Origin of the sequence: Pseudomonas sp. NPDC086581, assembly GCF_044746165.1 — a bacterium.
Lineage (GTDB): Bacteria > Pseudomonadota > Gammaproteobacteria > Pseudomonadales > Pseudomonadaceae > Pseudomonas.
In genome coordinates, this window is the sequence record NZ_JBIVBR010000003.1 from 235,523 (window position 1) to 257,391 (window position 21,869).

The 21,869-nt window shown below is 64.3% G+C and carries 18 protein-coding genes; 6 read left to right on the top strand and 12 right to left on the bottom strand.

All coding sequences use genetic code 11. The features are described 5' to 3' along the window. Nucleotides 1–96: 96 nt before the first annotated feature. Complete coding sequence (locus ACIPK7_RS08645; RefSeq protein ID WP_192431912.1) at nt 97–1,044, bottom strand: LysR family transcriptional regulator; 948 nt, start codon at nt 1,042–1,044, stop codon at nt 97–99. A gap of 347 nt (nt 1,045–1,391) precedes the next feature. Here ACIPK7_RS08645 and ACIPK7_RS08650 point away from each other — a divergent pair, with 347 nt between their 5' ends. Continuing rightward, a complete protein-coding gene (locus tag ACIPK7_RS08650; protein WP_192431911.1) occupies nt 1,392–3,539 on the top strand; it encodes an FUSC family protein in 2,148 nt (715 codons plus the stop codon). Nucleotides 3,540–3,998: 459 nt separating this feature from the next. Further along, on the top strand, nt 3,999–4,262 hold the full coding sequence (locus ACIPK7_RS08655) for a DUF2790 domain-containing protein (RefSeq protein ID WP_192431910.1): 264 nt from the start codon (nt 3,999–4,001) through the stop codon (nt 4,260–4,262). 59 nt (nt 4,263–4,321) lie between these two features. On the opposite strand, the gene ACIPK7_RS08660 is transcribed toward ACIPK7_RS08655, so the two are convergent. Continuing rightward, nucleotides 4,322–5,644, bottom strand: a complete 1,323-nt coding sequence (locus ACIPK7_RS08660) for a phospholipase (RefSeq protein WP_401087158.1) — start codon at nt 5,642–5,644, stop codon at nt 4,322–4,324. Nucleotides 5,645–5,864: 220 nt separating this feature from the next. Between ACIPK7_RS08660 and ACIPK7_RS08665 the strand changes: the two genes are divergently transcribed. Then, nucleotides 5,865–7,529: an MFS transporter gene (locus ACIPK7_RS08665; protein WP_401087160.1), complete on the top strand. Its 1,665-nt coding sequence runs from the start codon at nt 5,865–5,867 to the stop codon at nt 7,527–7,529. A 59-nt stretch (nt 7,530–7,588) separates the two neighbouring features. Here ACIPK7_RS08665 and ACIPK7_RS08670 read toward each other — a convergent pair whose 3' ends face one another. Beyond that, entirely contained in the window at nt 7,589–8,926 is a 1,338-nt protein-coding gene (locus ACIPK7_RS08670; RefSeq protein WP_192432143.1) for a DEAD/DEAH box helicase, read from the bottom strand. Between the two features lie 144 nt (nt 8,927–9,070). Between ACIPK7_RS08670 and ACIPK7_RS08675 the strand changes: the two genes are divergently transcribed. The 3 genes from ACIPK7_RS08675 (at nt 9,071) to ACIPK7_RS08685 (ending at nt 10,993) form a co-directional block, all read left to right on the top strand. Then, complete coding sequence (locus tag ACIPK7_RS08675) at nt 9,071–9,643, top strand: dihydrofolate reductase family protein (protein WP_401087162.1); 573 nt, start codon at nt 9,071–9,073, stop codon at nt 9,641–9,643. Next, nucleotides 9,640–10,044 carry an NUDIX domain-containing protein gene (locus ACIPK7_RS08680; protein ID WP_401087163.1) on the top strand — a complete coding sequence of 135 codons (405 nt, stop codon included), beginning with the start codon at nt 9,640–9,642 and terminating at the stop codon, nt 10,042–10,044. The genes ACIPK7_RS08675 and ACIPK7_RS08680 overlap by 4 nt, the downstream gene beginning before the upstream one ends. Before the next feature lie 343 nt (nt 10,045–10,387). Then, a complete protein-coding gene (locus tag ACIPK7_RS08685) occupies nt 10,388–10,993 on the top strand; it encodes a C40 family peptidase (RefSeq protein ID WP_138215142.1) in 606 nt (201 codons plus the stop codon). Nucleotides 10,994–11,049: 56 nt separating this feature from the next. Here the strand turns inward: ACIPK7_RS08685 and rarD are convergent, their stop codons facing one another. The 9 genes from rarD to serC form a co-directional block, all read right to left on the bottom strand. Beyond that, a complete protein-coding gene (rarD, locus tag ACIPK7_RS08690) occupies nt 11,050–11,946 on the bottom strand; it encodes an EamA family transporter RarD (protein WP_401087165.1) in 897 nt (298 codons plus the stop codon). After that, nucleotides 11,943–12,812, bottom strand: coding sequence for a carboxylate/amino acid/amine transporter (locus ACIPK7_RS08695; RefSeq protein WP_401087167.1), 870 nt, complete (start codon nt 12,810–12,812; stop codon nt 11,943–11,945). The genes rarD and ACIPK7_RS08695 overlap by 4 nt, the downstream gene beginning before the upstream one ends. Nucleotides 12,813–12,952: 140 nt before the next feature. Continuing rightward, a complete protein-coding gene (rpsA, locus tag ACIPK7_RS08700; protein WP_088418006.1) occupies nt 12,953–14,635 on the bottom strand; it encodes a 30S ribosomal protein S1 in 1,683 nt (560 codons plus the stop codon). A gap of 397 nt (nt 14,636–15,032) precedes the next feature. Beyond that, nucleotides 15,033–15,722 carry a (d)CMP kinase gene (gene cmk, locus ACIPK7_RS08705; RefSeq protein WP_192431904.1) on the bottom strand — a complete coding sequence of 230 codons (690 nt, stop codon included), beginning with the start codon at nt 15,720–15,722 and terminating at the stop codon, nt 15,033–15,035. Next, entirely contained in the window at nt 15,722–17,947 is a 2,226-nt protein-coding gene (locus ACIPK7_RS08710) for a bifunctional prephenate dehydrogenase/3-phosphoshikimate 1-carboxyvinyltransferase (RefSeq protein WP_401087170.1), read from the bottom strand. The genes cmk and ACIPK7_RS08710 overlap by 1 nt, the downstream gene beginning before the upstream one ends. After that, nucleotides 17,940–19,052 carry a histidinol-phosphate transaminase gene (gene hisC, locus ACIPK7_RS08715; protein WP_401087172.1) on the bottom strand — a complete coding sequence of 371 codons (1,113 nt, stop codon included), beginning with the start codon at nt 19,050–19,052 and terminating at the stop codon, nt 17,940–17,942. The genes ACIPK7_RS08710 and hisC overlap by 8 nt, the downstream gene beginning before the upstream one ends. A 31-nt stretch (nt 19,053–19,083) precedes the next feature. Then, nucleotides 19,084–19,617 (bottom strand): adenylyl-sulfate kinase, encoded by a 534-nt coding sequence (gene cysC, locus ACIPK7_RS08720; RefSeq protein WP_401087174.1) that lies wholly within the window; start codon nt 19,615–19,617, stop codon nt 19,084–19,086. A gap of 61 nt (nt 19,618–19,678) precedes the next feature. Next, the gene (pheA, locus tag ACIPK7_RS08725) at nt 19,679–20,776 is read right to left on the bottom strand and encodes a prephenate dehydratase (protein WP_192431901.1); all 1,098 of its coding nucleotides are present in this window, start codon (nt 20,774–20,776) and stop codon (nt 19,679–19,681) included. Beyond that, nucleotides 20,776–21,861 (bottom strand): 3-phosphoserine/phosphohydroxythreonine transaminase, encoded by a 1,086-nt coding sequence (gene serC / locus ACIPK7_RS08730; RefSeq protein WP_192431900.1) that lies wholly within the window; start codon nt 21,859–21,861, stop codon nt 20,776–20,778. Before serC ends, pheA begins: the two co-directional genes overlap by 1 nt. Nucleotides 21,862–21,869: the final 8 nt, after the last annotated feature.

Here is a 21,869-nt window from a genome sequence, read left to right on the forward strand (position 1 = left end):
GGCGTTCGACACAGCGGAACGCAAGGAACGAAAAAAAGCGCCCGGCGAAGGCCGGGCGCTTGGGGTTTCAGCTGCTTGCCGCTAGGCGGCGGTGGTTCAGGCAGGCGCCCGTGTGCGGTGTTCGAGCATCATCCGCTCGTGTTCTTCGAGCATGCCGGGCACACAGTCACGGAGGAATTCCACCCAGGTGCGGATCTTCGCGTCGAGGTACTGGCGCGACGGATACAGCGCATAGACGTTGAGGTGGAACAGGCTGTAGTCAGGCAGTACACGGACCAGGCTGCCGTCCTTCAGGCCCTGCACGGCGGAGTACACCGGCAGCGCACCGATCCCCATGCCGGCGCGTACCGCCTCGGTCATGGCGTCGGCGGTGTTGACCTGGAAATGGCTGTGGTTGATGCCGACCATTTCCTGGCCGTCAGGGCCGTCGAACAGCCACTTGTCCAGCGACATCACCGAGTTCACCAAGCGCAGGCAACGGTGATCCGTCAGCTCTCCGAGCTGCTTCGGCATGCCATGCCGCGCCACGTAATCGGGCGAGGCGCAGAGCACGCTGTAGGTCTTACCGATGCGCTTGGAGACGAAGCCCGAATCGGGCAGCTCCTGGGCGATGACCACGGAGATGTCGTAGCCCTCATCGAGGATGTCGGTGATGCGGTTGGCCAGGGTCAGGTCGAAGGTGACCTCCGGGTAGATCTCGCAGTACTGCGAGATCGCGCGGATCAGGTAGTGCTGGCCGATGCCGGTCATGGCATGCACCTTCACCTTGCCGTGGGGACGGGCGTGGGCGTCGCCGGCCTCGGCCTCGGCTTCCTCGATGTAGCCGAGGATCTGCTGGCAGCGCTGCAGGTAGCGCTGCCCGGCTTCGGTCAGGGCGATGCGGCGGGTGGTGCGGTGCAGCAGGCGAGTGCGCAGGTGAGCTTCGAGTTTGGCCACCGTCCGCGAGACGTACGCGGTGGTGAGGTCCATGCGCTGGGCGGCGGCGGTGAAGCTGCCGGTCTCGGCGACACAGACGAAAGCACGCATGTTGTGCAGCAGGTCCATCATTTCTCCAGAAGAGCCTGTCCACGCCACGGCGGGCGGCCTCTGCAACGGTGCACGGGCGAGCAACGCCTTGTTACAGATTCATGACAGGCGGCGAATTGTCGCACAGGTGCCGCGCAGGGATTATTGTACTTTCAGGTAACAATAATTCGCCCATCCGTCAGCTTATCCTGCCCCCGCCGCACTTCTAGAATCGCCCTCCCCAACGCGGTCTCCCGCCACGCCCCAGGACAAGCAGCCGTGCTCCGCCTTTCGTGCAACGTGCTTCCACCCCTTCGCTCCGCCTTCCAACGACAGGGTTCCCAAAACCCGCCCCAGCCCGACCACCGCCTGCCGAGATAAGCCCGATGAGCAGTCTGTCCGTGCGCCTGCCCAAGGCCGCCGCGGTGCGCTTCGCCCTGTCCGATTGGGCGCACACCGACGGCGTCACCTGGATGTTCATCCTCAAAACGCTGATCACCGCCTTCACGGCATTGTGGCTGGCCTACCGCCTGGAGTTGCCGCAGCCCAGCACCGTGCTGGTGAGCGCCTTCATCGTGCTGCAGCCGCAGAGCGGCCAGGTGCTGGCGAAGAGTTTCTACCGCATCCTCGGCACGCTGGCCGGGCTCACGGTAATGGTTACCTTCATCGCCCTGTTCGCCCAGGAGCGCGTGCTGTTCCTGCTCTGCGTGGCGATCTGGGTCGGCCTGTGCACCGCGGGCGCCGCGCGCTACCGGGACTTTCGCGCCTACGCCTGCCTACTCGCCGGCTACACCGCGGTAATGATCGGCATCCCCGCCTCCCTGCACCCCGAGGGCGCCTTCATGCAGGCGCTGTGGCGGGTGATCGAGATCAGCCTGGGAATACTCTGCACCGGCGTGGTCAGCGCCGTGGTCCTGCCACAAACCAGCACCGCCGCCCTGCGCAACGCGCTGAACACCCGCTTCGGCGACTTCGCCGGCCTCGCCAGCGCGGGCCTCAACGGCACGCTGGAGCGCGAGCGCTTCGAGCAGGCCAGCGCGCGCATCGCCGCCGAAGTGGTGGGCCTGGAGAGCCTGCGCAATGTCACCGCCTTCGAAGACCCGCACATGCGCTTGCGCAGCGGTCGCCTGGCGCGCCTGAACAGTGAGTTCATGCAGCTGACCACGCGCTTCCACGCCCTGCAGCGTCTGCTCGAGCGCCTGCGTGAACGCCAGGCCAGCAACGTGCTGGAAGTGCTGATGCCATGCCTGATCGACGTCAGCGAACTGCTTGCGAGCTGGCACGGCCGGCCGCTCAGCGAAGCGGATGCCGAGCGTCTGAGCGTGCAACTCGAACTCTGCAAGCACCACCTGATGCCCCGCATCCGCGAAGCTCGCGCCAACCTCGGCCACACCTGCCCGCGGGAAGCCGACCAGCTGGACTTCGAGACGGCCGCCGAGCTGCTCTACCGCTTCGCCGACGATATGCACAACTACGCCCAGACCCACGCCTCGCTGGCCGCGCACAAACACGAGCGCGAGCAGTGGAAGGAGCGCTTCACCCCCAAGGCCAACGCCCTCGCCGCCGCCGTCGCGGGGTTCCGTTGTGCGCTGCTGGTGATAGTCGGCGGGGTATTCTGGATCGAGACTTCCTGGCTGAGCGGTGCCACCTTCGCGCTGACTTCGGTGCTGATCGCCGCGCTCTCCTCCGCCTCGCCGAATCCCAAGCGTCTGTCGTTGCAGCTGACCCTCGGCACGCTGCTCGGCGCCACACTCGGCTTCATCCTCACCTTCCGCGTGCTGCCGCACATCGACGGCTTCCCCCTGTTGTGCTTCGTGCTCTCGCCGGTGTTCGCCCTCGGTGCCTTCCTGATCACCCGGCCCAAGTGGAGCGGCTACGGTGTCGGCCTGCTGGTGTGGTTCTGCATCGCCTCGCTGCCCGCCAACGTGGCGCGCTACGACGCCTACACCTTCATCAACGAATACCTGGCGATGCTGCTGTCGATGGGCATGGCGGTGGTCGCGGCCATCGTCATCCTGCCGCCGAACCGGCCGTGGCTGTGGGAGCGCCTGGAAGCCGAGCTGCGCCTGCGCGTGGTGCGGGTGATCAGCGATCCGCTGAAAGGTCTGTCATCGAACTTCGAGAGCGGCACCCGCGATCTGCTGAACCAGGCGTATGGATTATCCACAGGTCGCCCGGACGTGCAGCAGCGCTTGCTGCGCTGGACCTTTCAGGTACAGGAGATCGGTCTTTCGATCATCGAGCTGCGCCGCGAGCAGGAGGCCCTGCCGAAGGAACCCTGGTATGCCGAGCGCATGCCCTGGCGCCGGGCTATCCGTGCGCTGGGCCGAGCGCTGATCCGCCTGTTCATCCAGCCCAGCGAGAGCAACCGCCAGCGCGCCCTGGCAGCGGTGGAACACGCCATCCATGCCACGCGCACCACGGATGATCGTCGCCCGCCGCACTTCGATTCCTCGCCCCTGCGCCGGGTGTGCAGCTACCTGCACTTCATCCGTACTTCGCTGCTCGATCCGCAGTCGCCGCTGCGCGATTGACTCCTGCAGGTTCGCGCCATAGGCGCACTCTCAGAAGATACAAAGCCCCTCACCCTAACCCTCTCCCGCAAGCGGGAGAGGGGACCGTTCGTGCAGGATCACACCACAGTGTCAGCTGGCACGATCAGCTCCCTCTCCCTCCGGGAGAGGGCTGGGGTGAGGGGGAAGCCCCAGCGCCGCGATGTCACTCCTGCAAATGCCGAAATCTGCGACCTCCCGCCACACGACCACCCCTGAAACCCTCGCCACACCTGGATTGTTGCCTCTGAGTACGAAGTCTTGTTGGCGCCTGGATATATGACTCAGGTCAGGCAAATCCTATTATTTCCGTGCTGTTACAGCGCGCGCCGCAACACCACCCAAGACCCGACATCATTCCCCAACGCTTCCCGATGCAGCCATCAGCTGAACGTCACGGACCCGTCACGTCCGGACTCCGGGAACAAGGCAGGTAAATTCATGAAAGCTGTAGTCATCCTGGCCATGCTAGGCTTCTCCTCGCTCGCCCTCGCCGAGCAGGTGAACGCCGCCGACCAGGCGCCAAGCTCGGCCGTGGAGCAGTACACCTACGACATGAAACTGGACGTTGCCCAGGTCATCTCGACCACCGACGTATCCAACGAATGCGGCATCGTGCCGGCACGCATGACCTACGACGACTCCAACGGTCAGCGCCACACCGTCGAATACCAGGTGTGGGGCAACGGCTGCTCCGGCGGCTAAGCGACTTGCGCCTTCCCGCCGGAGCCCACGCAGCCCGGCGGGAAAGCCAACCCTCTTCTTTACGGCTGCAGAGCCGCCTTCGCGATATTGCGACTGTGCGCGCCGAAGTGCCGGATCAACTGCAGAATCTGCTCATCCAGCGCCTCATCGTGACGGAACGGTTCCGGTGAGTTCCCCGCGCTGAAATCCCCCGCCGGCGCCTTCTCGTTTTCCAGCCAATGGCCGATCGCCGCGTCGAACGCCGCCGCATGGGCATGGGACTCGCTCGCCACCACCTCGCGCAGGTACTGGGCCGAATACGGCGGATAAGTGCCATCCGCGGTGACATCCGCATAGGCAGCCAGCAACGGCGACGGCCCGCCCAGACGCAACGTCTCGCGCAGCCAGTCCACCTCGTAACGCTCCACCCCCGTATGCCGGTCCGCCACGCGCTGGATCGCCGCCTGCTTGTCGGCATCGAAGCCGGCCATGGACTTGCCCGCCGTCCACAGCATGCTGGTGGTGGTCTCGCCCGGCAGCGGCGTCGAGTGGTAGGGCTGGGTCATGTCCTGGATGTAATGCATCGCCCAGCCTAGGAAACGGTAGCCCCAGTACGGATGGCCCTTCTCGAAGGCGAAGCGCGCCAGGCCGTAGAACTGGTAGGCGCGCCACTCCGGCCAGTTGCGCTCCAGGTACGGCGCGCCGGCGAAGATAATGGCGTCCTCGTGGTAGAAGCCCATGTGGAACGGCGCCTGGGAACTGAACTCGTAACGCGGGTCACCGAACGGCTGGGGGCCGAAGCCGTAGCGCTGCCCCGCTTCGCCGGGGTTGTCGCTGAACAGGTTGATGTCGTGGCCGAAGTCCGGCTCATCGGCGGCGCTGGCCAGCACGTCCAGCGCAGGAATCTTTTCCCCCGCCTGCAGTTGCACGAAGCGCCACTGGTTCCAGCCCGACAGGTTGCGGAACACCAGCACGTCCGCCGGCTGCAGGGCCGCATGCTTCTGCAACAAATCGCTCGGCAGCTCACCACCGGGCGGCGGCTGCACGGCGGAGGCCAGCTTGATCTCGGGATTCAAGCGCAGCGCCATGAGGAAGGCCTTGCGCAGGTCATCGCGACCGTCCTCGGTCAGGCGCAGATCGTCCGGGCGCGGCGGGTACTGGCGGAAGTGCTCGCGGGCATAGGCCTCCTGCTCGTCCAGCAACTGCACCAGGCCAGCGCGCTGCTGGCTGACAAAGCTTTCCAGCGGCTCGACCTCGACTTCCGGCGCCTGGGCGACTGCGGGCAACTGTTTCAAGGCGATATAGCTGCCCAGTGTGTGATTGGACCAGGCCCAGAGGCTTTGCGGCAGGGCCAGCAGCCCCGCCAGCAGGCAGGTGGGCAGGCAGATGGAAAGTCGCTTCATCGGCTCTTCGCTCTTATTGGCAATGCAAATCGGAAAATTCCGACGCAGCCTATCAATCCGAAGCCACTCCGGCACTGTCGAAGCTTGCCAGCGCGTGTCACCGATAACGCCATCGCTGACCATCATCAATGGCGCATGCCGCCTCAGCCACTACACTTGCCCGGCATGGAAAGGCACCGGTTGCGCGCGCGTGCCAGCCACTCGAAATAAGGGCTTCCCCATGCTGCAGTCCGTTTCACCCAAGCAAGACCTCCCCCTCAAGCCCGATCCAGCCGAACCCCGTAGCGGCGTCCTCGCCCCCTTCAGCATCGCCGCGTTCCGCATCATCTGGATCTGCAACCTGTTCGCCAACCTGGGCACCTGGGCGCAATCGGTCGCCGCCGCCTGGGTGGTCACCGAAGCCCATGCCAGCCCGTTGATGGTGGCGATGATCCAGGTCGCCTCGGCCTTGCCACTGGTGCTGCTGTCGATCATGTCCGGCGTGCTGGCCGACAACCACGACCGCCGCAAGATCATGCTGGTCGGCCTAACGGTGGAACTCTCCGGCGCCGCGCTGGTGACGGTGCTGGCGTTCATGGGCTACCTCGACCCGCTGATGCTGATCGTGTCGATCCTTTGGCTGTCGCTGGGCAGCTCGATCACCATCCCGGCCTGGCAGGCCGCGGTGAACGAGCAGGTGCCGCCGCGCATGCTCGGCGATGCGGTGCTGCTCAACAGCGTCAACTACAACGTCGCCCGTGCCGTCGGCCCGGCCATCGGCGGCCTGCTGCTGTCGGCCACCGGCGCATCCTGGGTATTCCTGTTCAACTGCATCTGCTACGCCGCGCTGATCTGGGCGATCTGGCAATGGCGCCGCGACGTGCCCAAACGCACCCTGCCGCCCGAGCACATCTTCGAAGGCGTGATCGCTGCGCTGCGCTTCACCCAGTACTCCAGCGTCACCCGCCTGGTGATGTTGCGTTCGGCGGTGTTCGGCCTCTCCGCCAGCGCCGTCTGGGCATTGCTGCCGCTGCTGGCCCACCGCAACCCGGACGGCAGCGCCTCGGTGTACGGCTACATGCTTGGCGCCCTGGGACTGGGCGCCATCGTCGCCAGCACCATGGTGAGCAAGGCGCGGCAATGGCTGGGCAGCAGCCGGCTGATCAGCTTCGCTGCCGCCACGCTCGCGGTGGTCATGCTCATTCTCGGCTGGGTCGACAATCTCTGGGTGATCTTCCCCGCGCTGGTACTGGGCGGCGCCTGCTGGATCGCCGCTGTGGCCACCTATAACTCCGCCGTGCAGATCCTCGTGCCCGACTGGGTCAAGGCCCGTGCCTTGGCGCTGTACCAGACCGCGATCTATGGCGGCCTGGCAGCAGGCTCGTTCCTCTGGGGTCATTTCGCCGAAACCATGGGTGTGCAGGGCGCACTGATCGCCGCCGGCTGCCTGCTGCTGGTCTCGGTGGCGCTGCTCTACAACTCCCGGCTGCCGGAGCTCGATTCGACCAGCATTGCCCGCGCACCGGGCGGCGTGCCGGGACAGCCAACCTTCGTGTTCAACCCCGAGCGCGGCTCGGTGCTGGTGTCCATCGAGTACCGGATTCCCGCCGAGCGCACCCGTGACTTCGTCCGCTCCGCCAAACCCCTGCGCCGCCTGCGTCTGCGTAACGGCGCGGAACGCTGGGCGCTCTACCGCGACGTGAGCAACCCGGAAATCTGGCAGGAACTGTTCCTGGTGGACAACTGGATCGGTCACCTGCGCATGCTCGACCGCCTCACCCTGGAGGACAAGACCATCATCGACAACGTCACCAGTCTGCACGTGGGCGACGCTCCGCCGGTGATCCGCCACGGGGTGAGCTACGAGTCGGGTAGCTACGAAGCGCCGCCGGACACACTGGGCTAGCGGCGCACAAACAAAAACGCCTCCCGGTCAGGGGAGGCGTTTGGCGTGACGCGAATGACTTATTCCGCAGCCGGCTTCTTGCGCTTGAGCGGCGCCAGGCCGTCCTGGCTCACAATCTTGGACGGGCCGGTCTTGCGCTTGGCAGCGGGCTTCTTCTTCGCCGCCGCCTTGCCACCGGTCTTCTTCGCATCGTCCTTTTTCTTCTTGGTACCGGCGGCCTTGCCGGAAGCCTTGACCTTCTTCGGCCCCTTGTAAGTGGCCTTCAGCTCGTTGATGACACGTAGCTCAAAGCGCAGCTTGAGGTAGCGCTCGATGCTCGACATCAGGTTCCAGTCGCCGTGGCCCACCAGCGAGATCGCCGCCCCGCCGGCGCCTGCGCGACCGGTACGACCGATGCGGTGCACGTACTCATCGCCGCGACGCGGGATGTCGAAGTTGATCACCAGGTCCAGGCCGTCGACGTCCAGGCCGCGTGCGGCCACGTCGGTGGCGACGAGGATCTTTACCGCGCCCTGCTTCAGGCGCTCGATGGCCAGCTTGCGATCCTTCTGGTCCTTCTCGCCATGCAGCACGAAGACCTTGTGGCCAGCGGCGATCAGGCGGCCGGTCAGGCGGTCGGCGGCAACGCGGGTGTTGGTGAAGACGATGGCCTTCTCGTAGGTCTCGTTGGTCAGCAGCCACTGCAGCAGCTGCTCCTTGTGGCCAACGTGGTCGGTCAGGATCACCTGCTGGCTGACGTCCTCGTTCAGCTCGCTGACGCGGTTGAGCTGCAGGACCTCAGGCTCGCGCAGGACCTTCTCGACCATCTCGTGCAGGCCGCTGCCGCTGGTGGCGGAGAACAGCAGGGTCTGGCGCTCGGTCGGGCACTGTGCGGCGAGCTTGAGCACGTCCTCGGAGAAACCCATGTCGAGCATGCGGTCGGCTTCGTCGAGGATCAGCACTTCAACGTCGCCCAGCGGCAAGTTGCCGGCGTTGAACTGCTCGTTCAGGCGACCCGGGGTGCCGATGATGATCTCCGGGTTCTTGCGCAGACGCGCACCCTGCACCTTGAAGTCCTCGCCGCCGGTGATCAGGCAGGCCTTGATGTAGGTGAACTGGGCGAAGCGCTCGACTTCCTTGAGGGTCTGCTGGGCCAGCTCGCGGGTCGGCAGCAGGATCAGCGCGCGGGCGCCGCTCTTGGGCTTCTCCTCGGTGAGCAGGCGATTGAGCAGCGGCAGCAGGAAGGCGGCGGTCTTGCCGCTGCCGGTCTGCGCCGTCACCCGCAGATCGCGTCCCTCCAGGGCCTTCGGAATGGCCGCGGCCTGGACCGGGGTCGGCTCGGTGAAGGACAACGAATCGAGCGCCTTGAGCAGGCGTTCGTGGAGGGCGAATTGGGAGAACAAGGCAGACCTCGATATCACGTAAAGACCAAATAGCTGCATAGCTTAATGTTTGCCGAGCCGGCGCGCTGGAATTATTGCCGACGGCCCCTGTGTGCGACCCGCTGCGTCAATAACCCGACAAACGTACCGGCGCCCGGCCTAAGGCGATGCCATGCTCTGATGGGCCTGACAAAAAGGAGAATACAGGTGCCATCGACTCTCATTTATTACGTGGCGGCCAGCCTCGACGGCTACATCGCCCGCCCCGACGGCAGCGTGGACTGGCTCGAAGGCTACGGCAGCGAAGCCGACGATCACGGCTACAACGCCTTCTATGCCAGCATCGACGGGCTCCTGATGGGCCGCGCCACCTACCTGTTCTGCTTGAAGCAGGACCAATGGCCCTACCAGGAAAAACCCGCGCTGGTCATGACCCGCTCCAACCATCTGCCCAAGGCCGCGCCGCAGGTGGAACTGGAGCACTACACACCAGTGGACGCGCTCGCCTCACTGGAGGCGCGCGGCTGCGAGCGCATCTGGCTGGTGGGCGGCGGCAGTCTGGCGGGCAATTTCCTCGCCGCAGGCTTGCTCGACGAGGTGATCGTCAGCATCATTCCGCACCTGCTCGGCGCTGGCATTCCCCTGTTCAGCATCGGCCTCGAGCAACGCCTGCAGCTGCTGGAGCAGCGCAGCTTCCCCAGCGGCATCGTGCAGATGCGCTACCAGGTTCTGAAGGAAACGCCCTCGCCATGACCGCCACCATTCGTATCGCCGCCGCTTGCCTGCTGGATGAAGCCGGACGCCTGCTGCTAGTGCGAAAGCGTGGCACCCAGGCCTTCATGCTGCCCGGCGGCAAGCACGAACCCGGCGAGACATCGGTCCAGGCCCTGCTGCGCGAACTGGGCGAAGAACTCGACCTGCACCTGCCGATCTCTGCGCTGACGCCGCTCGGCCATTTCCAGGCCGAGGCCGCCAATGAGCCGGACATGCGCGTCGACGCGCAGGTCTACGTCTCCGCCCTGCCCCACACTGTCCAGCCCGCCGCCGAGCTGGAAGAGCTCGCCTGGCTGGACCCAACCGGCGATTACCCGCACAACCTCGCCCCACTGCTGCGCGAACAGGTGCTTCCCGCTCTGCTTGCCCATCTGGGCTGATTCGTTCAGCTCAAACACCTGCACTTCGTCGGGTTTTTCCTTAAGAAGCCTTAAGCAACTGGCTTCTGGCTAGTGCCCCGTCAGTTTTCTGCCGCCAGGCGGAAAGCCCCGTTTTATAGGGCTTCCGGCTATAAGGTCAGGCCGTGACTGATGCGTCGGAGCACATGTCACGCAGCGCCCTGCAAGTCACAAGGGAAAAGTCAGAATCGACAGACGGTACGAACTGTCATGAAAAGTCGTTCAGAATGCGTGGAATTTTTGAGCGGACCAAAGGAAACCACGCCGACAACAATGGCGATCCAGCGGAGTCTGGGCGATATCAACCAGCAAGAAGACATGCCGAATGCGAAGTACCCTTTTGACATGCCTTTCCATAGGCTTGGCGACCTTTTTGGTCGCTACCGAGGCTACCGCCTCCTACAAGATCACTCGAACCTATCAACCCGCCCCGGTTGATCTCCGCGTCCCGGTCCAGGGCAGCGCCCTGCTGACCTTCAACGCCAAACCGGTCAAGCAGACCAAGAGCGAGGCGCACCAGGTTACCCAGCGTGCCTACAGCATGATCGGTACGCCTTACCGCTGGGGCGGCACTTCGCCCAAGCGCGGCTTCGATTGCAGCGGCCTGGTAAACTACGTGTTCCAGAACGTAGACGAAGTCGACCTGCCGCGTACCGCCCAGCAGATGTTCAGCATGCGCGGTAACTCGAAAGTGGCGCGTGATGACCTGCAGCCCGGCGACCTGGTGTTCTTCCGCATCCACAACCGCCGCAATGTCGACCACGTCGGCATCTACGTCGGCGACAACCAGTTCGTCCACGCGCCACGCCGCGGCCAGAAGGTCCGCGTCTCCGACCTCAGCGGCGACTACTGGAAGAAGCACTACACCGCCGCCCGCCGCATCCTGCCGGAAACCCTGGCCAAGGCTGACGTCGGCGGTCGCTTCGACTGACGCCGAGCGCTCTCCCGTTGCGGTAGAGCGCTCGCTCCTCATCTCTCTCCCTGCGCTTACAGGCCGCGACGCGCCTGTCGGCGCAGCAGTCGCGCGCTATCCCAACCGGTCAGCAGCACGGCGATCCAGATCGGCCCATAAGTCCAGATCTGCGCCGGGTTGAACGCCTCGCCCAAGAACAGCACGGCAATGGCGAACAACAGCACCGGCTCAACGTAGCTCAGAATCCCGAACAGCCCCATGGGCAGCAGCCGGCTGGCGGCCATCATTGCGCCGAACGCCAGCGCGCTGATGAGTCCCAGCAGCGGCAGCAGAACCCACAGGCGCGGCACCTCCTCCAGCACCTGGCCGCTATCGGTTGTCCACAGGGTCGCCAGGGCGAACGGCAGCAGCACGATCATCTCGAAGACGAAGCCCGACAGCGAATCCACCGCCATCTTGCGGCGCAGCATGAAGTACGGCGGATAGCCCAGTGCCGTGATCAGGGTGAACCAGGAAAATGCGCGGGTCAGCCAAAGCTCGTGCAGCACGCCCGCCAGTGCGAAGGCAACGGCGATGGCCTGCAGCGTGGTCAGGCGCTCGCCGTAGAACACCCGGCCGCACAGCACCATGGTCAGCGGCAGCAGGAAGTAGCCCAGCGACAGCTCCAACGTGCGCCCGACCATAGGCGCCCAGATGAACACGCCCCACTGGATCAGCATCATCGCCGCCGTCAGCGGGAAGCACGCCAGCAGCCACGGCTCGCGCAGCAGGCGTCGGCCCGCGTCGCGCAGCACGCCGCCCTGGCGGGTGAACAGCACCAGCAGCAGAACCATGGGAATCGACCAGACCACTCGGTGAGCAATCACCTGGATGCTGGTCAGCGGCTCCAGCGAGTGGATGTAACCCGGCAGGGTCACGAACAGCACGGAAGACGCCAGGGACAGCGCTACACCACGTCCGGAGATGTTCATGCGAAACGCTCCTTCTGGCGGCGCAGGCCGAAGCGGTTGACGCCCAACGACGCGACGATCACCGCCCCCCCCAGCGCTAGGCGCGGCAGGTCGGCGGCTTCGTACCAGATCAGCAGATTGATCAGCAGGCCCACCGGTACGTGCAGGTTGTTCATCACCGCCAGGGTGCCAGCATCCACCAGCGTGCCGCCCTTGTTCCACCAGAACTGCCCCAGCGCGGTGGCCAGCAGGCCCATCCACACCAGCACACCCCATTGAAGATCGGTCGTTGGCAGCTTCTGCGGATTGCCGAACAGCAGCCAGCCCGGCAGCGCGATCAGCAACGCGCCGACGAAGAAGTAGCCGAAGCGACGATATTGCGGGATGTCGGACGGATAGCGCTGCACCAGGTGCTTGTAGAACACCTGCCCCGCCGCGAAGGTCGCATTGGCCAGTTGCAGCAGCAGGAAACCCTGGATGTAGTCGCCGCTGACGCCGTCGTAGCGAATGATCCCGGCGCCGAGCACCGCCACGGCGGCTGCCAACAGCGCCCAGGCGTTGAAGCGGCGGTTCAGCGCGTCATCGATCAGCGCCACATGCAGCGGCGTCAGCACGGTGAACAGCAGCACTTCCGGCACCGTCAGCACGCGGAAGCTCTGGTACAGGCAGACGTAGGTAATGCCGAATTGCAGCGCGCCCGCCAGCATCACGCCGGCAATGAAGCGAGGCTCGACGCCGCGCCAGCGGGTCAGCGGCAGGAACACCAGGCCGGCCAGCACCACGCGAGTCAGTACGGCGAAATAGCTGTCGACCTGCCCGGCGAGGTACTCGCCGATCAGGCTGAAGGAGAACGCCCAGAGGACGGTGACAAATAGCAGGTAAGGCATGGAAAAGGCGACCGAAGCGGGGCAGGCAACATAGCGTCAGTCTCAGCGTAGGAAAAGCGCTGCGCGCCCGCGCCCTGCGAAAGGCAGAAACGAAAAAGGGCGACCGAAGTCGCCCTTTTCCTTGGATGGTGAATCAGGGATTAGCCCTGGTTCTCCATCTGAGCACGGATCAGATCACCGATGGTGGTCGGACCAGTGTTTTCTACGTCTTGCTTGGTGCGCAGTTCTTTCATCGCATCTTTCTCGTCATCAACGTCTTTCGACTTGATGGAGAGGGAGATGACGCGGCTCTTACGGTCGATGCTGATGATCTTGGCTTCGACTTCTTCGCCTTCTTTCAGAACGTTGCGAGCGTCTTCAACGCGGTCACGGCTGATTTCGGAGGCTTTCAGGATGCCTTCGATTTCGCCGCCCAGGCTGATGACAGCACCTTTGGCATCGACTTCTTTCACGGTGCCGCGAACGATGGTGCCTTTCTCGTTGAGCGAGGCGTAGTTGGAGAACGGATCGTCTTCCAGCTGCTTGATGCCCAGGGAGATGCGCTCGCGCTCCGGATCAACGGAGAGGATGACGGTTTCCAGCTCGTCGCCCTTCTTGAAGCGGCGAACGGCTTCTTCGCCAACTTCGTTCCAGGAGATGTCGGACAGGTGAACCAGACCGTCGATGCCGCCTTCCAGGCCGATGAAGATACCGAAATCGGTGATCGACTTGATGGTGCCGGAGATCTTGTCGCCCTTGTTGAAGCGGCCAGAGAAGTCTTCCCACGGGTTGGACTTGCACTGTTTGATGCCCAGGGAGATACGACGACGCTCTTCGTCGATGTCCAGAACCTGAACTTCCACTTCGTCGCCAACCTGAACGACTTTCGACGGGTGGATGTTCTTGTTGGTCCAGTCCATTTCGGAGACGTGTACCAGGCCTTCCACGCCCTCTTCCAGCTCGGCGAAGCAGCCGTAGTCGGTGAGGTTGGTGACGCGCGCGGTAACGCGGGTGCCTTCCGGGTAACGGGCTTTGATGGCAACCCATGGGTCTTCGCCCAGTTGCTTCAGGCCCAGGGATACGCGGTTGCGCTCGCGGTCGAACTTCAGAACCTTGACATCGATCTCGTCGCCAACGTTGACGATTTCCGACGGATGCTTGATACGCTTCCAGGCCATGTCGGTGATGTGCAGCAGACCATCGACGCCGCCCAGGTCAACGAACGCACCGTAGTCGGTGAGGTTCTTGACGATACCTTTGACCTGCTGGCCTTCCTGCAGCGATTCCAGCAGAGCTTCGCGCTCGGCGCTGTTTTCGGCTTCCAGGACGCTGCGACGGGAAACGACAACGTTGTTGCGCTTCTGGTCCAGCTTGATGACCTTGAACTCGAGCTCTTTGCCTTCCAGGTGAGTGGTGTCACGCACCGGACGCACGTCGACCAGCGAACCCGGCAGGAACGCGCGGATGCCGTTGACGTCAACGGTGAAGCCACCCTTGACCTTGCCGTTGATGACGCCTTTGACCACTTCGTCGGCAGAGAAAGCAGCTTCCAGAACGATCCAGCTCTCGGCACGCTTGGCTTTTTCGCGGGACAGCTTGGTTTCACCAAAGCCATCTTCTACCGCGTCAAGCGCAACGTGGACTTCGTCACCCACATTGATGGTCAGCTCGCCCTGTTCGTTGTAGAACTGCTCGACCGGGATGACGCCCTCGGATTTCAGACCGGCATGGACGGTGACCCAGTCACCATCGATGTCGACCACGATGCCGGTGATGATTGCACCCGGCTGCATGTCGAGGGATTTCAGACTTTCTTCAAAGAGTTCTGCGAAGCTTTCGCTCATGTCTATACCTGTAGTCAAAGGCTTGTAAGCCCGATTCCGCGCCACCAGCAGACACGGTCAAGTGATGAAAAAGAAGCCAGCGGGATCGAGACTGGTATCCCGCCGGCCCCCTGTTGCACCCGCCGAAACGGATGCTCCACATTCAGATTTTAAGGGAAGGTTTCGCTCAATATGGACGAAACCCTCCCGATACAAGGTCTGGAATGGTAGCAACGGATCCCGATTGCGTCAATCGATGACCCTGGTTTCCACCGATCTTCGCCACTCCAGCCTCAATCTTCCATTTTCGCCCAGGCTGGCAAGTTGGGAGAACCGCCCGTCAGATCCCTCCTACGAGTATCCTTATCCGAAAAGAAAAACCCCCGGAATGGCCGGGGATTTTCGTTTCCCGATTCGACTAGTCCGCCAGCCCCAAGCGCGAAACCTCGGCGAGGATGTTATCCACTACTTCGTCGATGCTCATCGAGGTGGAGTCCACCAGGATGGCACCTTCGGCAGGCTTCAGCGGAGCGACGGCACGCTGGCTGTCGCGCTCGTCGCGGGCGCTGATTTCCTCGGCCAGTTGCGCCTGGTCGCTGTCGATGCCCTTGCCCTTGAGTTGCAGGTAGCGGCGACGGGCGCGCTCCTCGGCGGAAGCGGTGAGGAATATCTTCAGCGGAGCGCTGGGGAAGACCACCGTGCCCATGTCGCGACCATCGGCCACCAGGCCCGGCGCTTCGAGGAAGGCACGCTGACGCTGCAGCAGCGCATCGCGGACCGCCGGCAGTGCGGCAACCTGCGAGGCGCCCGCGCCTACCTGCTCTGTACGGATCACGTCAGTGACATCCTCGCCTTCGAGGATGATGTGCTGGCCCTGCCCGCCCTTGGCGTGGGTGAACTGCACGTCCAGATGCGCGGCGAGGACCTTGAGGGCTTCCTCGTTGGTCAGGTCGATGCCGTGGTTACCGGCGGCGAACGCCAGCAGGCGATAGAGCGCGCCGGAGTCCAGCAGGTTCCAGCCCAGGCGCTTGGCCAGCAGGCCGGCGACGGTGCCCTTGCCCGAGCCGCTGGGGCCGTCGATGGCGAGGACCGGCCATTCGCCGTTCATCAGTTCTTCTCCTCGGCAACACGGATGCCCGCGCCGGACGCCAGCCCGAGGAAGTTCGGGAAGGAGGTCGCGACGTTGGCACAGTCGTGGATGCGGATCGGCGCGCCGGCACGCAGGGAGGCCACGCTGAAGGACATGGCGATGCGATGGTCGCCGTGGCTCCAGACTTCGCCGCCGCCGTAGCTGCCGCCGTCGATGATGATGCCGTCCGGGGTCGGCTCGCACTTCACGCCCAGGGCCAGCAGGCCGTCGACCATGACCTGGATGCGGTCGGATTCCTTCACCCGCAGCTCTTCCGCGCCGCGCAGGACGGTGCGGCCTTCCGCGTTGGCGGCGGCGACGAAGAGTACCGGAAACTCGTCGATGGCCAGCGGCACGAGATCTTCGGGAATATCGATGCCTTTGAGCTTGGCCGAACGCACGCGGATGTCGGCAACCGGCTCGCCGCCCACTTCACGCTGGTTTTCCAGGGTGATGTCGGCACCCATGAGCTTGAGGATGTCGATGACGCCGGTGCGGGTCGGGTTGATGCCGACGTGCTCCAGGGTCAGGTCGGAACCTTCGGCGATGCTCGCGGCGACCAGGAAGAAGGCCGCCGAGGAAATATCGGCCGGCACTTCGATGGAGGTGGCGCTGAGCTTGTGGCCGGACTCGACGCGGGCGGTGGCGCCTTCGACGTCGACCGGGTAGCCGAAGCCGCGCAGCATACGCTCGGTGTGATCGCGGGTCGGAGCCGGCTCGGTGGTGGAAGTTTCTCCAGCGGCATACAGGCCGGCGAGCAGCAGGCAGGACTTCACCTGGGCGCTGGCCATCGGCATGTCGTAGTGCATGCCGGTGAGCTTCTGGCCACCACGGATGGTGAGCGGCGGACGACCTTCGGGGCCGGTCTCGATCACCGCACCCATCTCGCGCAGCGGCTTGGCGACGCGGTTCATCGGACGCTTGGACAGCGAGGCGTCACCGGTCAGGGTGGTGTCGAACGGCTGGGCGGCCAGCAGGCCGCTGAGCAGGCGCATGGAGGTGCCGGAGTTGCCCAGGTAGATCGGGCCGGGCGGGGTCTTCAGGCCGTGCAGGCCAACGCCGTGAACGGTCACGCGGCCGTGGTGCGGGCCTTCGATGACCACGCCCATGTCGCGGAACGCCTGGATGGTGGCGAGGGCATCTTCACCCTCGAGGAAGCCTTGCACCTCGGTAGTGCCTTCGGCGAGGGAACCGAGCATGATCGAGCGGTGGGAAATGGACTTGTCGCCCGGTACGCGAACACGTCCGGAAAGGCGGCCACCCGGCTGGGCCAGGAAAATCAGGTCATTGTTGTGCATGGCGTCCACATAGGCCCGACGGGCCAGGATTTTGCTGAAATGCTCGCGGGCAACGCGGGCGCGGGTAAAGACGCCCATAAGTTGTTGCCCGTCCCCTTTGTCGACGGCCTCGCGCAGATCATCGAGGTCGTCACGGAATACGTCGAGGATGCGCAGCACCGCCTCGCGGTTGGCGAGGAAGATGTCGTGCCACATCACCGGGTCGCTGCCGGCAATCCGCGTGAAGTCGCGGAAGCCGCCAGCGGCGTAGCGGAAGATTTCCAGATTTTCGCTGCGTTTGGCCAGCGAGTCGACCAGCGTGAAGGCCAGTAGGTGCGGCAGGTGGCTGGTGGCGGCGAGGACTTCGTCGTGGTGCTCGACGGCCATCTGCTCGACATCCGCACCCAGCTCGCGCCAGAGGCTCTCGACGCACTGGATCGCGTCCGCGTCGGCATTATCCAGCGGCGTGAGGATGACTTTATGACGGCGGAATAATTTGGCGTTGGCCGCTTCCACGCCGCTCTGCTCGGAGCCGGCGATGGGATGGCCGGGCACGAAGCGCGCCGGCATGCCGCCGAATACCGCTTTCGCGGCGCGCACCACGTTGCCCTTGGCGCTGCCCACATCGGTGAGGATCGCGTTACCGATGTCGAGGGTGGCGAGTTCGCCGAGAACCTTCTCCATGGCCAGGATCGGCACGGCGAGCTGGATCACATCGGCCTCGCGGCAACCGGCGGCAAGGCTTTCCTCGCAGCGGTCTACCACGCCCAGCTCCACCGCCAGGCGACGGGTCTGCGGGTCACGGTCGACGCCGACTACTTCCTCGAACAGGCCCTTTTCGCGGATGCCCTTGGCGAAGGAGCCGCCGATCAGGCCCAGCCCCACCACCACCAGTCGGCGCAGCTTGTGCGGCTGGACATCAGGCACGGGCAAGCACCTTGGCTAGCGCTTGGAGGAAACGGGCGTTCTCGGCCGGCAGGCCAATGGAGATGCGCAGGTGCTGCGGCATGCCGTAGCCGCCCACAGGACGGACGATTACGCCTTCGGCGAGCAGGGCCTGGTAGATCGGCCCTGCATCACGCTTGAGGTCGACGGCGATAAAGTTGCCCTTGGAAGGAATCCATTGCAGGTCCAAGGCACGCAGGCCGCTTTCCAGCTGGATCATGCCTTCATCGTTGATGCGCTTGCCTTCACCCAGGTATTGCGCGTCATCCAGCGCGGCGCAGGCGGCGGCCAGGGCCAGGCTATTGACGTTGAACGGCTGGCGCACGCGGTTGAGTACATCGGCGACCTGCGCCGAGGAGATCGCGTAGCCGACACGCAGAGAAGCCAGGCCATAGGCCTTGGAGAAGGTGCGCGAAACCAGCAGGTTCGGGTAGCGGGTCAGGTACTTCAGGCCGTCCGGCAGTTCTTCGCCTTCGGCGTACTCGATGTAGGCCTCGTCGAGCACCACCAGCACATTCTGCGGCACCTGCGAGAGGAAGCGCTCCAGCGCGTCCGGACCGAACCAGGTGCCGGTGGGGTTGTTCGGGTTGGCGATGAAGACCACGCGGGTGTTGGCGTCGATGGCCGCCAGCATGGCTTCCAGGTCATGGCCCCAGTCTTTCGCTGGCACGACCTTGCCCTGAGCGCCAACCGCCTGGGTGGAGATCGGGTAAACGGCGAAGGCGTATTGGCTGAACACGGCGTTCAAGCCGGGGGCTAGGTAGGCGCGGGCCACCAGGTCGAGAATGTCGTTGGAACCGTTGCCCAGGGTGACCTGCGTGGTCTCGACGCCGCAACGGGCGGCCAGTCGACTCTTCAGCTCAAAGCCGTTGCCGTCAGGGTAGCGGGTCAGTTCGGCCAGTTCGGCACGAATGGCGTCGAGGACCTTCGGGCTCGGGCCCAGCGGGTTCTCGTTGCTGGCCAGCTTGACGATGCCGGCGGGGTCGAGCTTCAGCTCGCGGGCCAGTTCATCGACCGGCTTGCCGGGCACGTAGGGGGAAAGCTTCTGCACGCCCGGTTGGGCCAGGGCAAGGAAATCACAGCTCATGAACATCTCTCTCGACTGGGACCGCCCAGATTTACCCGATGTAACCGGCGGCAGCCATGTAATCGCAGATACGGTGGACAGATTCCTCTACCGACAGCACGGAGGTATCGATGCTCACTTCGGCGGCCAGCGGCGCCTCAAACGGAGCATCTATGCCGGTGAACCCCTTGAGTTCACCGGCTCGCGCCTTGCGGTAGAGCCCTTTGGGATCCCGCTCCTCACACACTTCCAGCGGCGTGGAGACATGAACCTCGATAAAGCGCTCCGGCAACAGCTGGCGGACTCGATCGCGGTCCGCACGGAACGGTGAGATGAATGCAGCGATGGTGATAAGCCCGGCATCCACCATCAGCGCGCCCACCTCGCCAACCCGGCGAATATTTTCGCTGCGGTCTTCGGCACTGAACCCCAGATCCCGATTCAGCCCCTGACGGAGGATGTCGCCATCCAGTAGGTAGGTATGCCGCCCGGCGGCGTGCAGTCGCTGTTCGAGAGCTTCGGCCAGCGTCGACTTACCGGAGCCGCTCAGCCCTGTCAGCCATACCATGCCAGGGCGCTGGGCCATCAGCCTTGCGCGCCCCGCACAGTCGACCATTGGCGACCGCCGATGGGCGTTTCGCTCCATGTCAAAGCACGGCCTTCGGGTACGAGCCCAGCACCTTCAGAGCAACCGCTTCGCTGTTGATCTTCTCCAGCACATCCTTGATCAGCGGGTCCTTGTGGTGGCCGACGAAGTCGATAAAGAACACGTAGGTCCACTTGCCGCTGCGTGACGGACGAGTCTCGATGCGGGTCAGGTCGATGCCGTTGTTGTGGAACGGCACCAGCAGCTCGTGCAGAGCGCCCGGCTTGTTGCGCATGGAGACGATGATGGAAGTCTTGTCATCGCCGGTGGGCGGCACTTCCTGGTTGCCGATCATGAGGAAGCGCGTGGAGTTGTCCGGGCGGTCCTCGATCTTCTCGTGCAGCTTGTCCAGGCCGTACAGGTTGGCGGCCATATCGCCGGCAATCGCCGCGCTGTTCCACTCGCTCTTCACCCGCTTGGCGGCGTCGGCGTTGCTGGAGACCGCCACGCGCTCGACGTTCGGGTAGTGCGCATCCAGCCACTTGCGGCACTGGGCCAGGGACTGGGCGTGGGAGTAGATACGGGTGATGTTGCTGGTCTTGGTGTTCTCGCCTACCAACAGGTGGTGGTGGATGCGCAGTTCCACCTCACCGCAGATCACCATGTCGTGCTCGAGGAAGCTGTCGAGGGTGTGGTTGACCGCGCCCTCGGTGGAGTTTTCCACCGGCACCACGCCGAAGTTCACCGCACCGGCAGCGACTTCGCGGAACACTTCGTCAATAGCCGCCATCGGCGTGCTGATCACCGCATGGCCGAAGTGCTTGAGCGCCGCGGCCTGGGTGAAGGTGCCTTCCGGGCCGAGGTAGGCCACTTTCAGCGGCTGTTCCAGGGCCAGGCAGGAGGACATGATCTCGCGGAACAGACGAGCGACTTCCTCGTTGTCCAGCGGGCCCTTGTTCAGCTCCATGATGTGCTTGAGCACCCACGCCTCGCGCTCGGGCCGGTAGAACACCGGCTTCTCGCCTTCGGGCAGGGCAGCCATCTTCACGCGCGCCACGTCGGTGGCGCAGCGGGCGCGTTCGCTGATCAGCTCGAGGATCTTCTCGTCGAGGCTGTCGATGCGTACGCGCAAAGCCTTGAGCTGGTCAGCGTCGCTCATCAGCCATGCTCCTTCTCGAACTCGGCCATGTAGCCAACCAAGGCTTCGATGGCATCCAGGCCCAGGGCGTTATAGATGGAGGCACGCATGCCGCCCACCGAACGATGGCCCTTCAGGTTGAGCAGGCCGCGCGCGTCGGCACCTTCGAGGAAGGCCTTGTCGAGCTTCTCGTCGGCCAGGCGGAACGGCACGTTCATCCAGGAGCGGGCGCTGGGCTGGATCGGGTTGGTGTAGAAGTCGCTGTTGTCGATGAAGCCGTACAGCATGTCCTTCTTGGCGCGGTTGCGCTGCTCCATGGCGTCGACGCCGCCCTGCTCCTTCAGCCACTGGAAGACCAGGCCGGAGAGGTACCAGGAGTAGGTCGCGGGGGTGTTGTACATGGAGCCGTTATCAGCGGCGACCTTGTAGTTGAGCATGGTCGGGCAGATGCTGCGGGCGCGGCCCAGCAGGTCTTCGCGAACGATAACAACGACCAGGCCGGAAGGGCCGATGTTCTTCTGCGCGCCAGCGTAGATCAAGCCGAACTTCGACACGTCGGTCGGGCGGGAGAGGATGTCCGAGGACATGTCCACCACCAGCGGGACGTCACCGACTTGCGGAATCCAGTCGAATTCCAGGCCGCCGATGGTCTCGTTGGACGCGTAGTGCAGGTAAGCGGCGTCCGTGGACAGGTTCCACTCGTTCTGCCCGGGGATGGCGAAGTAGTCGTACTTGGATGCGCTGGCAACCACGTTGACGTTGCCGTAGCGGCGAGCCTCTTCGATGGCCTTCTTCGACCAGATACCGGTTTCCACGTAGTCCGCCACGCCATCTTCGGGCAGCAGGTTCAGCGGGATCTCGGCGAACTGCTGGCTGGCGCCGCCCTGCAGGAACAGCACCTTGTAGTTCGACGGCACGCCCATCAGGTCGCGCAGGTCCTGCTCGGCCTTCTCGGCGATGGCCACGTAATCGTCGCTACGGTGGCTCATTTCCATGACCGACAGGCCCTTGCCCTGCCAATCCAGCAACTCGGCGCGGGCGCGCTCCAGCACCTCGGTGGGAAGCGCCGCGGGACCGGCGCAGAAGTTAAAGGCTCGCTTGCTCACATCCACTC